The sequence below is a fragment of the Acinetobacter towneri DSM 14962 = CIP 107472 genome, from assembly GCF_000368785.1.
GTDB lineage: Bacteria > Pseudomonadota > Gammaproteobacteria > Pseudomonadales > Moraxellaceae > Acinetobacter > Acinetobacter towneri.
Map to the genome: position 1 here is coordinate 454,718 of NZ_KB849688.1, position 13,170 is coordinate 467,887.

Here is a 13,170-nt window from a genome sequence, read left to right on the forward strand (position 1 = left end):
ATGGCGAAGCCTTATTACGAATTTTTTTGCCCAGTCAAAGTCATTGCAGGTCATGCCGCGCTTGAACATATTCCGTTTGAATTGGCGACACTCGGTTCGCAGCGTCCAATGATCATTACCGACAAAGGTGTGCGTTCCAACAATTTGCTTGCACCGATTGAAGCGGCTTTTGAATCTACCGATGCCGTGATTGGCTATGTTTTTGATGATGTCCCGCAAGATTCAAGTGTGGCAACAGTGCGTCGTGCGGCACAGTTGTACCGTGAAAATAACTGTGATGCCATTATCGCGGTGGGTGGCGGTTCAGTCATTGACACCTCTAAAGCCACCAATATTTTAGTCAGCGAGGGCGGTGATGACTTATTGCAATATTCAGGTGCGCATAACTTACCACGCCCACTGAAACCTTTTTTTGTGATTCCAACCACATCTGGAACAGGTTCAGAAGTGACTATGGTTGCGGTGGTATCCGACACAGAAAAGAACGTCAAAATGCCATTTGCATCGTATTACTTAATGCCACATGCAGCCATTTTAGACCCGCGTATGACGCAAACTTTGCCACCACATTTAACAGCAATGACGGCTATGGATGCCATGACGCACGCCATTGAGGCTTATAGTTGCATGGCAGCCAACCCAATTTCTGATACTTATGCCACTGCAGCAATTAAAAAAATCAGCAATAACCTGTTCAATGTATTAGACAACCCAAGCGATGAACAAGGCCGTTTGGAACTGGCACAAGCATCGACTATGGCGGGGATTGCGTTTTCAAACTCTATGGTCGGGTTGGTGCATTCCTTAGGTCATGCCTTGGGTGCTGTGGCACATTTGCCACATGGACTGTGCATGAATTTATTCTTGCCATACGTGTTGGAATACAACAAAGACGTCAATGCCGATAAAATTGCCGAGCTACTATTACCTTTGGCTGGCGCAGACGTCTATGCACAAACCCCTGCACATTTACGTGCCAATAAAACCATTGCGACACTCTTAGCTATTCGTGACCGCTTATATGCACTGACTAAATTGCCACGCACTTTACAAGAAACTGGTAAAGTCAGCGAAGCACAATTAGATGAAGTCGCTGAAAAAGCCCTGAACGATGGTTCGATTATTTACAACCCGAAAGAAGCCAATTTAGAAGAACTCAAAGCCATCTTAAAAAAGGCTTGGTAATTCCTACAAAATAGGCGAACATAGCCGAAAATCTAGCCTGATGTTTTTCTAAACATCGGGCTTTTCATTGGTAGACTGCTGCGTCTGATGTTTTTTCATCAATATGGCGTTTTTTCTGCTAAAAAAGAAAGCAAAGATACTGACAAAGCGCGTCATTATGGAGTAGATTGGCGCGTTTTTACTTTTTATGTAGGGGGGATTGTTCGTCTCAAACAATCCTGAACAAACATGACTGATCCTTGATCAACGATTAAGAGGATAACGCCGTTGACAAATATCTCTGGGACTCAATCGGCAGCTAAACTGCAAAAAACGCTAGGACTCTGGCACATTATTATTATTGGTTTAGCCTACATTCAACCGATGACGTTATTCGACACTTTCGGCTTAGTATCGGAAGAAAGTCATTTTCACGTACCCACATCTTATATTTTTGCACTGGTTGCCATTCTTTTAACTTCTTTAAGTTATGGTCACATGATTCGTCGTTATCCTTCTTCTGGGTCGGCGTATACCTATGCACAAAAATCGATTCATCCCAACGTTGGTTTTATGGTGGGTTGGTCATCTTGGCTAGATTATTTACTCTCACCAATGGTCAACATCATCTTGGCGGTGATTTATCTGGAAGCCTTATTCCCTGATGTGAATCACTGGATTTGGGTGGTGGTACTCACGGCATTTATGACGGGTGTCAACTTGCGTGGCGCGCGTTTTGTCGCCAACTTTAACAGTATGATCGTTTTGGTACAGTTGGTGGTCATTGGCGTATTTACATGGATGATGTACACCAAACTTCAGGCAGGCTTCAATGCCGATGGTCCAATTACTGCCGAGCAACGTTATCAGTTATGGAGCTTAGAACCTTTCTGGAATGAACTTACTTCGGTAGGCGCATTGATTACAGGTGCAACCCTACTCTGCTTCTCATTTACAGGTTTTGACTCACTCAGCTCACTTGCAGAAGAAACCAAAGACACTGAAAAAACCTTACCGAAGGCAATGTTCTTAACTGCGCTAATTGCGGGTGTAATTTTTATTGTCAGCACCTATTTCATGCAGATTTTCTTCCCAAATGAACCGGGCAGCTACTTTAAAAATATTGCAGAAACGCAGCCAGAAATTCTGCTCTTGGTAGGCGGCTCGCTGTTCCAGTCTTATGTGCTTGCCTTTGCTATTGTAACGGTAATGGCATCTGGTATTTCGGCTCATGCAGGCGTTTCGCGTTTAATGTACGTGATGGGTCGTGATGGCGTGATTAACAAAAAAATCTTTGGTCATATCAGCCCACGTAGCTATACACCTTCATACAATATTTTAATTGTAGGTGCTGTGGCGTTAACTGCTGGTTTTATGAACTTGGATTTTGTCATTTCATTAATCAGTTTTGGTGCCCTCACCGCATTTAGCTTTGTGAATTTATCGGTGATTTCACGTTATGCGCTACGTGATGGTCGCACCAAAGGCTTTAAAGACCTTCTCAATTTTGTGATCGTACCGTTGTGCGGCTTTATTGCAGTCTTTGCTTTATGGCTCGAAGTCGATGAAACTTCATTGAAGTATGGCTTATGGTGGGCGATGTTTGGGGTTTTATACCTCGGTTATAAAACCAAAGGCTTTAAACACCCTGCTCCGCAGCACAATGAGTTTGATGATCGCTAAGACAAATAGCATCTCAACCTCTTAAGATCAGGCGCTTTATGCGCCTTTTCTTATGCCTCAAATGGGTTTCAGCTTTAAAGCAGCAAAATAGCGAAAATAAAAAAGCTAAGTACAATTTTGTCTCAGCTTTTTATCTATCAATGCATACAATTACGATGAAGATCGCATCAAATTTGAAATGAATTGATGCTCAAATTAGAGCAATGCTTTAAAACCTTGCTGACGCCATGCCTCATACACAATCACAGCCGTTGCATTGGACAAGTTTAAACTACGTGAGTTTTCTGCCATGGGTAAACGAATCCAGTGCTGCTGCGGAAACAACATGCGTACGGCTTCTGGCAAACCGCGTGTTTCAGGCCCCATCAACAAGGCAACAGGTCGGTTTAAATCCGAAGTATGTGGTGTTTCTGTGCCTTTGGTGGTTAATGGATAAATCGCATCTAAACCCACGCCTTTGCTGTCTAAATCAGCCAAGCATTGCTCAAGATTGTCCCAAATCTGCATACGTGCCCATTCGTGATAATCCAAACCTGCACGTTTCAGCTTTTTATCATCCAACTCAAAACCTAATGGCTTAATCAAATGTAATTGCGCACCTGTATTGGCACACAAACGAATGATATTTCCTGTATTGGCTGGAATTTCAGGCTCATATAAAACAACGTGGATCACAAATTTTCTCTACTTTTCACAATCCCTCCCCAGCTCCCTTTAGAAAATGTAGGAACTCCCCTCTTTTTAAAAGAGGGGTTGGGGGAGATTCATTACCATTTCAACTGTTCACGTAAATTGACCACTTCACCAATAATGGTCAAGGTAGGCGCCTGAATGTGGTGCTGTGCGACTTTACTGGCAATATCCGCCAACGTCCCCACCACCACTTTTTGTTCAGGGGTCGTGCCTTTAGAAATTAAGGCGACAGGCATATCCGCCCGTTGTCCATGTGCAATCAGTTTTTCACAAATGCTTTCTAAGCCAACCAAGCCCATATACAGCACCAAAGTTTGCTGTTCATACACCAATTCTGACCACGGCAATTCAGGCGAACCTTCTTTTAAATGTCCAGTAAGAAAACGCACACTTTGCGCATAATCTCGATGAGTCAGTGGAATACCTGCATAAGCCGAACAGCCCGAGGCTGCGGTGATGCCCGGTACGACCTGAAATGACACACCTGCTTCATACAATTCTTGAATTTCTTCACCGCCACGCCCAAAAATAAACGGATCGCCACCTTTTAAACGGCAAACTCGCTTACCTGCTTGTGCATATTTCACCAATAATGCATTGATGCCTTCTTGCGGTACAGCATGGTTAGAACGTGCTTTTCCGACATAGACTTTTTCGGCATCACGGCGACACAATTCTAAAATAGGTGCAGACACCAAACGATCATAAATCACCACATCGGCTTGCTGCATTAAACGCAAGGCTTTTAAGGTCAGTAACTCAGGATCACCTGGCCCTGCACCAACCAAATACACCTCGCCTTTCGGTGTTTGCCATTCCGCTAAAGCCTGTTGGATACTTTGGTTTGCAGCGTCAAGATTGTCGTTGAACACCTGTTCTTTAAGAGGACTGGCATATAGCTCCTCCCAAAAAATACGGCGCTCATCTGGATTTACAATTTTCTGTTTTACTGCGGCACGCCACTGACCTGAAAACTCTGCCAGTTTGCCCATACCATGCGGAATGGTACTTTCCAGTTGTGTACGAATTTGACGTGACAATACAGGCGATGTGCCATTACTCGCGACTGAAATCACCAAAGGCGAACGGTCAATGATGGCAGGCACCATAAAACGGCAATGTGGTGGATCATCAACACTATTGACCAGCACATTTTCGGCTTCGCAAGCTGCAAAAACTTGCTGATTGACCAAATTGTTATCCGTTGCAGCAATCACCAAACGATAGTGACGTAACGCAGTAGATGGACTAAAAACATCCTGTACATACTGCCCCTGACTTTGTTGCACCAGTTGCAATAAATTGACATCAATTTCAGGGGCAAGCACATCAACTTTTGCGCCCGCTTTAGCCAGTAACACCGCTTTGCGATAAGCAATATGCCCACCGCCCACAATCAGACAAGGTTGCTGCTGCAACTTTAACGAGATTGGAAAAATATCCACACTAAACCTCAATATTTAAATCTGATTGTAAGCAATTTCATCCTAAGTCGACCTGCACTCAACTTAGTCAATAAACTCTAAACCGCCCATGTACGGACGTAATACTGCAGGAATTTCAATCGAACCATCGGCACGTTGATAGTTTTCCATAACAGCCAATAAAGTACGTCCTACCGCCAAACCTGAACCGTTTAATGTATGCACAAATTCAGTTTTCTTTTGGTCGGCACGGTAGCGTGCTTTCATACGACGCGCTTGGAAATCCCCCATGTTTGAGCATGATGAAATTTCACGGTAAGTGTTTTGACTTGGCACCCAAACTTCTAAGTCATAGGTTTTAGTTGCGCCAAAGCCCATATCGCCACCACATAGAATAATTTTACGGTACGGTAAACCAAGTGCCTGCAAAATACCTTCTGCATGTCCAGTCAATTCTTCTAAAGCCTGCATTGAGGTTTCTGGTTTTACAATCTGCACCATTTCGACTTTATCAAATTGGTGCTGACGAATTAAACCACGGGTATCGCGACCATAAGAACCTGCTTCGCTACGGAAACAAGGGGTATGCGCTGCATATTTTAATGGCAAGCGTTCAGGGTCAATGATTTCATCACGCACAAAGTTGGTTACTGGAACTTCGGCAGTTGGAATTAGATAGTATTCTTTTTCACCTTGTAATTTGAACAAATCTTCTTCAAATTTAGGCAGCTGACCTGTACCACGCAATGAATCTGCATTGACCAAATACGGCACATACGCTTCGGTATAACCATTTTGAACAGTATGTGTATCTAACATGAACTGTGTAATTGCACGTTGTAAACGTGCCAATGGCCCTTTTAAAACACTAAAACGAGAACCTGTTAATTTGGTTGCAGTTTCAAATTCCAAACCACCCATTATTTCGCCAAGGTCGGTATGATCTTTAATTTCAAAATCAAACTGGCGTGGTGTGCCCCATTTCAATACTTCTACATTATCAGCTTCGTCTTTACCTTCAGGCACAGACTCATCTGGCAAGTTTGGAATAGACAATGATTTAGCTTCTAACTCATCTTGCAACTCTGCCAAAGCCACTTCAGCGGCTTTGATTTCATCGCCAATAGCAGCCATACGCGCCATAATTTCAGAAGCATCACCACCTGCTTTTTTAATCTGACCGACTTGTTTTGCGCCCGAATTACGCTCTGCCTGTAATGCTTCGGTTTTAGATTGCAATTCTTTACGACGTGCTTCAAGTGCTGCCCACTCTGCCACATCTAATTGCACACCACGTTTTGCCAAGGCTAAATTTACAGCCTCAATATTATTTCTGAGTAATTTCGGGTCAATCATAGCCAATCTTGGAATAAGAAAAAAACTGGCTATAGTGTAAGCGCTTCGGGTTAAAAAATACAGTAACCCGATTCACGGCTGCACCTTATTACAGCAATCTCTGGGTATTTTTGTGCAATTTTATTAGCGAGGATACTGCGGCAAACTTGGCAAATATTCAGGCTTAATTAATTTTTCCGTCGCATAGTAAGGCAGAATCAACTCAGGCATACCTTCTGCATAAGATGCTAATTCATACAACGGATAGACAAAGACCAAACCATTAGCGCCATAATAAAAATTATCGCTCAATTTAAACTTTTCACGGGAAATATCATGTTCATTTAACCAATTATAATTATGGTTAAACAATTCTTCGGTCATTTTGGCTTCCGTATTGGGCAGCATAATATCTTGCAACGCCAAACGCTTTTTCTGTTTTAAATCAAAAGTCACAAATTCTTGGTGATGGATACCATGCGCCGCACCCGCAGGGTAACTGTAGCTTTGCAAACTAAACGTCGCTAAATTGGCATGTTGCCCGATATAACGCACATAGCTCGAACTCTGACTCAGTCGCATAGGATCGGTTTCTTCTACCTTTGGCGTTGCAGTTGATGCCGCAGCTTCAGAAAATGCAATTGGGTCTGCCTTTTGCAAACGCTGCATAAAATATTCATCAATCCACGCCACATTGGTTTTTACTGTCTGAATATCGTAAGCAGTACAGCCTTCTTCATCACAAATTTGCTGTTGTGGCAATTTAAGCGCCACCACTTTAGCTTGAATCACAGGAATCTCGGCTGTGACAGATGCAGGCGCAGCTTGCTCAGTTTCGGTTTTAGAAGTTGCCTCACTCTTTGGCTGACATGCAGTCAACAACAGAACCGAACTTAAAGCGACAGCACCCAAAAACACCTGTGATTTTAAATATTGCATTAAATTCCCCTTCTACCACGATTCATAAAGTCCAATGATTAGAAATGCAAACCTGCACAAATCTTGCGATAAAATTGCTTCAATTGAATTAGTCAAGACTATAGATAACTCTCGCCGTTCAATCCTAGAGCAGTTGTGTAACGGAATAATCGGGGGATAAAGTTGCTTAAAATTAATGCTCATATTTTTGTATGATTATTTTTATTTTTTCATTATAAATCAAAATATTGATAACACATCATTAGTGCAAAATGATGATCTGTGATGACTCAATCTATATCCCGCATACTGCAAAATATGAATTATCCCGAGATTTATCCACAGAAATTGTGGATTTCTCAGGAAGAATATTCAAATAAATTTCCGCTGTATTGAAAATGCTTCAACTAAAAATCTATGATTAAAACCTAAATAATCGGATTAAATTTCTACAAGTACAGACTCACCTGTTGAACAATCACCATTTAACCATTGCCAACGTTCAAGCAATTTGATTTTTCCGTTTTCATCCAAAATGATAGTTGAGTTGCATTGACCAATACGTAGTTCATCTAACTGATTGACATGATGATAAACCATACTAAATGTATCTACTGAAGTCATGACTCCCAACAGATGCCCTTGCCTAATACTTCCGCCAGAATAAGTAGCTTCAATTGTTTCCCCTACTTGTTTATAGTAAAAAACTGTTGAGCCAGATACCTCACCATTCGCGGTGTTTTGCTGATTTACAAACTTTTTATTATGTAAAATTGACATCAGAGTCCTTTCATAAGCTAAAAATTATGAGCGATAAACCAAATTGGGATTAAAAGAGCCTTCTCCCTGTGGGAGAAGGCTAGAAAGGGATAGCAAATTATGCTTTTAAAAGAACGTATAAAACATTCAATTATTGATCAATAATGTCCGTGCCTTTTGGCGGTGTGAAGTTAAAGGTCGATGCAGGAATTTGGGCATTGACTTTCACATTGTTAAAACGCACATGCGTGGTTTGTCCCAATGAATCCTGCAAAATCATTAAGGTTGGCGCGTTACGCGCACCAAAACTAATGGTTAAACTCTGAAATACGCCATCATCACTTTTTGGGTATAAGGTGTAATAAGTCTTTGACTTATTCGGCTGGGTCACACGATACGACTGCATGATTTGATTGGTATTGCCCGAAAGCAACAACGCAGGCGTATTTGCCACTTGATCATCTAGGCTTTGGCGTACCGCTTGTTGTAAGTCTGGGTCATAAATCCATACGGTTTTACCCGTAGTCACAATTGTTTGTTTGGCTGGACTGGTGGTTTCCCAAAAGAATTTACCCGGACGCTCAACTTTCATAACCCCTTTAAAATTCTGGTTCATGTGCTGTGCCGATAAACCACGGTTTGGCAAAGCCTTGCCATTGTTGCTAACTTTTGTGGTTTGCTCAAAATTGGCAGTAAAACTTTTAATGCCATTTAATTGTTTAACAAGGTTTGCTGTCGCTTGCTGCTCCGATGCTGCCACTGGCGCAGCGAACACTGTAGTACTCATGATTGGCGCTAAAGTGGTTGCACCCAATGCCACAGCACACATCGTTTTACGAAGCATATTCATAGATTCACCTTTTTATATTTGCTCAATCGCAATGTTTTGGATGTCCCATCTTAAACCAATTTCTGGCGCTAATATGATAGAAAATAAGAAGTTTTGTATGCTTATTAATATAAAATGTAGAAATTTATCCATCATGATGAAGAACTAAAAGTTATCCTTTGACCCTAATTTTCCATCATACAAGCATAAAAAAACCCACAATCACTTGTGGGTTTTTTCACTATTTCAGCTTACGCTTCAACAGATACGTAGCGACGGCCAAATTGACCTTTCACTTCGAATTTTACTACGCCGTCAGCAGTAGCAAATAAAGTATGGTCACGGCCCATACCTACGTTTGCACCAGCGTGGAATTCTGTACCACGTTGACGAACGATGATGTTACCAGCAGCTACAGTTTGACCACCGTAAACTTTAACACCTAACATCTTAGGATTCGAATCACGACCGTTCTTAGTCGATCCACCGGCTTTTTTAGTTGCCATGTCTATTTACTCCTAGTGATTAGCCTGCAATACCAGTAATTTTCAACTCGGTAAACCATTGACGGTGACCTTGTTGCTTACGGTAGTGTTTACGACGACGCATTTTAACAATACGGATTTTGTCGTGACGACCATGACCAACCACTTCTGCAGTTACTTTAGCGCCAGCAACAACTGGAGCACCGATTTGAACGTTGTCACCGTTTACAACCATTAATACGTCATCAAACGTAATAGTTGCGCCAGTTTCAGCTTTCAATAATTCAACTTTAAGGGTTTCACCCTCAACAACACGGTGCTGTTTACCACCGCTTTGGATTACTGCGTACATAATGTACTCCAAACATGCCCGTGTCGTCGTGCCGATAAAGGGATATATCGATCTTAAAACGAACGCCACTGGGGGTTATTCAAGGGCAAGGATTTTAAGCGATATTCGCACAAACAACAAGCCATTTACGGCAATTATTGCACAACAAGGTTGATTATTTAATACTCAGCCGCGTAAATGACTTTCTGCAGCCTCATCCATATTCAATGGATCAATCAATACAGACAGATTGTGTTGGCGTAAACTGCTGTGCTTGTTAAAATCATGCCCAACTTGAGCAAATAACTGAATTTACCCACAAAGTTATTGACTTCGTTTTCTAGTAGAATTAACAATTACAGCATTTGGCAGGTGCCTAACTATTGCATTCATTGCGTTATTTTCGCAGACTTAAGCAGTTTTCTTGGCTGTAACATAAGTTACAACTGATTCAACTAAGTTGTCATTCAATATTATTGAGGTTTCTCTTCACATGACCATCGACTTTAAGCAAGACATTCTCGCCCCTGTTGCTTCTGATTTTGCCGCGATGGATATATTTATTAATGAAGGGATTACCTCTAAAGTCGCGTTAGTGATGGCGGTTAGCAAGCATGTGGTCGAAGCTGGTGGTAAGCGCATGCGTCCAATTATGTGCCTACTTGCTGCCAAAGCTTGTGGTGCAGAAGATTTAGAGCGTCAACGTAAACTGGCTGCAATTATTGAAATGCTGCATACCGCAACTTTGGTGCATGATGATGTGGTGGATGAGTCTGGTTTACGTCGTGGTCGACCTACTGCTAACGCCACTTGGAATAACCAAACAGCGGTTTTAGTCGGTGACTTTTTAATTTCACGCGCCTTTGACTTATTGGTCGATTTAAACGATTTGGTATTGCTAAAAGACTTTTCTACAGGGACTTGTGAAATTGCCGAAGGTGAAGTTTTACAATTACAGGCACAGCATCAACCTGACACTACAGAACAAATTTATTTAGACATTATTCACGGCAAAACTTCACGTTTATTTGAACTTGCCACTGAAGGTGCAGCAATTTTAACAGGCACGCCACAGTACCGTGAGCCGTTGCGTTTATTTGCAGGACACTTTGGCAATGCCTTCCAAATTATTGATGATATTTTAGATTACACATCAGACGCTGAAACATTAGGTAAAAATATTGGCGATGATTTAATGGAAGGCAAACCAACTTTGCCTTTAATCTCTGCATTAAGAAATACCACTGGCGAACAACATCAAATTATTCGTCGCAGTATTGCGACAGGTGGTACTTCTGACCTCGATCAGGTTATTGCCATTGTGCAGTCCTCTGGCGCTCTCGATTATTGCCGCCAACGTGCCACAGAAGAAACAGAAGCCGCTATTGCCGCTTTAGAAGCACTGCCAGACTCGGAGTATCGTCAGGCCTTAAAGAATTTAGCCTTATTGGCTTTACATCGCATTCAATAATTTAAGCAGCTTATGCATATAAAACTCAACGATTTATTTAGAAAAATGCAAGAACAGCTGGATACACCAAAAGCTGTTCTGGATGAAAATCTGCTGATTGAACTGGTCAATCGTATCCGTCCAAGTGACACTCAAGATTTAGAAGAAACTCATCAAAAGTTTCAAGCTTTCTTACAAGCCTTGCTGCTGACACCCGATGCCAGCTCAACCTTGCAACATTTTGTTTTACGTCTAATCAATCAATACAAACAAACCAGTTTATATGCCGACACGGGAATTTTATCGCTCGATGGTTTTTGGAATCAGTTGTTTCAGCGTTTGGGCGCGCACTTTTTACCGCTGATTAATGATGAAAGCCAACTGCAAGATTTAGTCCGTCGAGTTTTTCCACTACGTAGTGATAAATACTGGCTCGACAATATTGAAGATACCGAATGGCAGCAATTATTTACTTTACTGAATCGCGGACATGGCGGACAAACACAAAAACGCCTGATTCGCAGTGAAATTATTAAAGCTCTAACAGTGCTGTCATATCGGGTCAGCGGCATTGGTTTATATCCTGAATTTATTAGTGCCTATCCTGAACTAAGTGAATATGATTCACCTTTTTTGGCACAAAACCGCGAAATCAACGAGTTTATTCAGCTTTATAAAGTTGCCGATCAACAACACGATCAAATCAGTGCCATTCAACCACCCGATGCCTCTCAAGCTTTGGTGATGATTGACCAATGTCATGATGTCAGCAGTAAAATTCGTCGTGCCACCAAACGAACTGGCGTCAGCATCAGTCTGACCTACTTATTGTCTTTACTTGAACAATGTTTAGAGCGGATTGAACTGTTGCTGAATTTAATCGTGGCGCAAGACAAAGTCCGTTATGTTTCGGCAGGACAATTACTGGTAGATGTAACTGCGGCATTGTATAGCGAACGCAGTGTACGCTCCTTGCTTGCAGAAAACAGTGAGTTAATTGCCTTACAAGTCACTGAAAATGCCAGTAAAACGGGTGAGCATTATGTAAGTACCGACAAAGACGGCTTTTGGGGCATGTATAAAGCTGCGGCAGGTGCAGGTGTTTTAATTGCCACGATGGCGACTTTAAAAACCCTCGCCTCGCGTTTAGTGCTCGCTCCGATGATGCAGGCCATCATCAACAGTATGATTTATTCATTTGGTTTTATGCTGATTCATGTCTTGCACTTTACTGTTGCCACCAAACAACCCGCAATGACTGCTGCAGCATTGGCTTCTACGGTACAGCATCGTAAAGGCTCTAAAATGGCACAAATTGCCGAACTTGCTGCCTTAATTATTAATATTATCCGCACGCAGTTCGTCGCCATTTTGGGCAATATCTCGATTGCCATTCCAGTCGCAGCCTTAATTGCTTTTAGTTGGGATGCCATGTTGCATGAACCGTTGATGTCACATGCCAAAGCATCCAATATGCTGCACGACTTGAATCCGTTTACTTCACTTGCCATTCCACATGCCGCCATTGCAGGGGTATTTTTATTTCTGTCTGGTTTGATTGCAGGTTATTTCGATAACATGGCCGTGTATCGTAAAGTCGGGCCACGCCTAAAAGCCCATCTGCATTTAAAAAAGCTACTCGGGCAAGAACGTCTCAATATATTTGCCAATTATATAGAACGAAACTTAGGGGCTTTGGCAGGTAATTTCCTGTTCGGGATTATGCTCGGCAGTACCGCCACACTGGGTTATATTTTGGGTTTACCGATTGATATTCGCCACATTGCCTTCGCTTCTGCCAACTTTATTCAGGGTTTAATGAATATTAATGGCTCACCTGAAATTGGCCTGATTATTGTGTCCTTTTTAGGCGTACTGCTAATTGGTTTAACCAACTTATTTGTCAGCTTTACTTTAACCATTATTGTGGCATTGCGTGCGCGTCGGGTACGTTTTGAACAGTGGAAACCTTTGGCAAAATTGGTGCTGACTCACTTCTTAACCCGTCCAAGTGATTTCTTTTGGCCACCGAAACAACCAATTACAGTGGATGACGATTCATCCTCAAATACTGAACGAAATGCTAAAATTTAGTGCAC

The 13,170-nt window shown here is 42.1% G+C and carries 12 protein-coding genes; 4 read left to right on the forward strand and 8 right to left on the reverse strand.

Going from position 1 to position 13,170, the window contains the following annotated elements:
- Both F947_RS03720 and F947_RS03725 read left to right on the forward strand, forming a co-directional pair.
- Nucleotides 1-1,185 carry an iron-containing alcohol dehydrogenase gene (locus F947_RS03720; protein WP_004972256.1) on the forward strand — a complete coding sequence of 395 codons (1,185 nt, stop codon included), beginning with the start codon at nt 1-3 and terminating at the stop codon, nt 1,183-1,185.
- A gap of 267 nt (nt 1,186-1,452) precedes the next feature.
- Nucleotides 1,453-2,847 carry an APC family permease gene (locus F947_RS03725; protein ID WP_004972258.1) on the forward strand — a complete coding sequence of 465 codons (1,395 nt, stop codon included), beginning with the start codon at nt 1,453-1,455 and terminating at the stop codon, nt 2,845-2,847.
- Between the two features lie 195 nt (nt 2,848-3,042).
- Here F947_RS03725 and F947_RS03730 read toward each other — a convergent pair whose 3' ends face one another.
- The 8 genes from F947_RS03730 to rplU form a co-directional block, all read right to left on the reverse strand.
- Complete coding sequence (locus tag F947_RS03730) at nt 3,043-3,522, reverse strand: tRNA (cytidine(34)-2'-O)-methyltransferase (RefSeq protein WP_004972260.1); 480 nt, start codon at nt 3,520-3,522, stop codon at nt 3,043-3,045.
- 92 nt (nt 3,523-3,614) lie between these two features.
- Nucleotides 3,615-4,985: a siroheme synthase CysG gene (gene cysG / locus F947_RS03735; protein ID WP_004972262.1), complete on the reverse strand. Its 1,371-nt coding sequence runs from the start codon at nt 4,983-4,985 to the stop codon at nt 3,615-3,617.
- Between the two features lie 63 nt (nt 4,986-5,048).
- Complete coding sequence (serS, locus tag F947_RS03740) at nt 5,049-6,320, reverse strand: serine--tRNA ligase (protein WP_004972265.1); 1,272 nt, start codon at nt 6,318-6,320, stop codon at nt 5,049-5,051.
- A gap of 123 nt (nt 6,321-6,443) precedes the next feature.
- On the reverse strand, nt 6,444-7,238 hold the full coding sequence (locus tag F947_RS03745; protein ID WP_004972268.1) for an RsiV family protein: 795 nt from the start codon (nt 7,236-7,238) through the stop codon (nt 6,444-6,446).
- 420 nt (nt 7,239-7,658) lie between these two features.
- Nucleotides 7,659-7,997, reverse strand: coding sequence for an avidin-fold protein (locus tag F947_RS03750; RefSeq protein WP_004972270.1), 339 nt, complete (start codon nt 7,995-7,997; stop codon nt 7,659-7,661).
- A 130-nt stretch (nt 7,998-8,127) separates the two neighbouring features.
- Nucleotides 8,128-8,826: an outer membrane lipoprotein periplasmic chaperone LolA gene (lolA, locus tag F947_RS03755; RefSeq protein ID WP_004972272.1), complete on the reverse strand. Its 699-nt coding sequence runs from the start codon at nt 8,824-8,826 to the stop codon at nt 8,128-8,130.
- 230 nt (nt 8,827-9,056) lie between these two features.
- A complete protein-coding gene (rpmA, locus tag F947_RS03760) occupies nt 9,057-9,311 on the reverse strand; it encodes a 50S ribosomal protein L27 (RefSeq protein ID WP_004972273.1) in 255 nt (84 codons plus the stop codon).
- Between the two features lie 19 nt (nt 9,312-9,330).
- Nucleotides 9,331-9,642 carry a 50S ribosomal protein L21 gene (gene rplU / locus F947_RS03765; RefSeq protein WP_004972275.1) on the reverse strand — a complete coding sequence of 104 codons (312 nt, stop codon included), beginning with the start codon at nt 9,640-9,642 and terminating at the stop codon, nt 9,331-9,333.
- Between the two features lie 472 nt (nt 9,643-10,114).
- On the opposite strand from rplU, the gene sdsA reads away from it, so the two are divergent.
- Nucleotides 10,115-11,092, forward strand: a complete 978-nt coding sequence (sdsA, locus tag F947_RS03770; protein WP_004972277.1) for an All-trans-nonaprenyl-diphosphate synthase — start codon at nt 10,115-10,117, stop codon at nt 11,090-11,092.
- Between the two features lie 12 nt (nt 11,093-11,104).
- Entirely contained in the window at nt 11,105-13,165 is a 2,061-nt protein-coding gene (locus F947_RS03775; protein ID WP_004972279.1) for a site-specific recombinase, read from the forward strand.
- Nucleotides 13,166-13,170 lie beyond the last annotated feature (5 nt).

Excerpts from the sequence above, each read along its gene's own strand:
- F947_RS03720 (WP_004972256.1), top strand. The coding sequence starts at position 1 with ATGGCGAAGCCTTATTACGAATTTTTTTGCCCAGTCAAAGTCATTGCA.
- serS (WP_004972265.1), bottom strand. The coding sequence starts at position 6,320 with ATGATTGACCCGAAATTACTCAGAAATAATATTGAGGCTGTAAATTTA.
- F947_RS03745 (WP_004972268.1), bottom strand. The coding sequence starts at position 7,238 with ATGCAATATTTAAAATCACAGGTGTTTTTGGGTGCTGTCGCTTTAAGT.
- F947_RS03750 (WP_004972270.1), bottom strand. The coding sequence starts at position 7,997 with ATGTCAATTTTACATAATAAAAAGTTTGTAAATCAGCAAAACACCGCG.
- lolA (WP_004972272.1), bottom strand. The coding sequence starts at position 8,826 with ATGAATATGCTTCGTAAAACGATGTGTGCTGTGGCATTGGGTGCAACC.
- rpmA (WP_004972273.1), bottom strand. The coding sequence starts at position 9,311 with ATGGCAACTAAAAAAGCCGGTGGATCGACTAAGAACGGTCGTGATTCG.
- rplU (WP_004972275.1), bottom strand. The coding sequence starts at position 9,642 with ATGTACGCAGTAATCCAAAGCGGTGGTAAACAGCACCGTGTTGTTGAG.
- sdsA (WP_004972277.1), top strand. The coding sequence starts at position 10,115 with ATGACCATCGACTTTAAGCAAGACATTCTCGCCCCTGTTGCTTCTGAT.
- F947_RS03775 (WP_004972279.1), top strand. The coding sequence starts at position 11,105 with ATGCATATAAAACTCAACGATTTATTTAGAAAAATGCAAGAACAGCTG.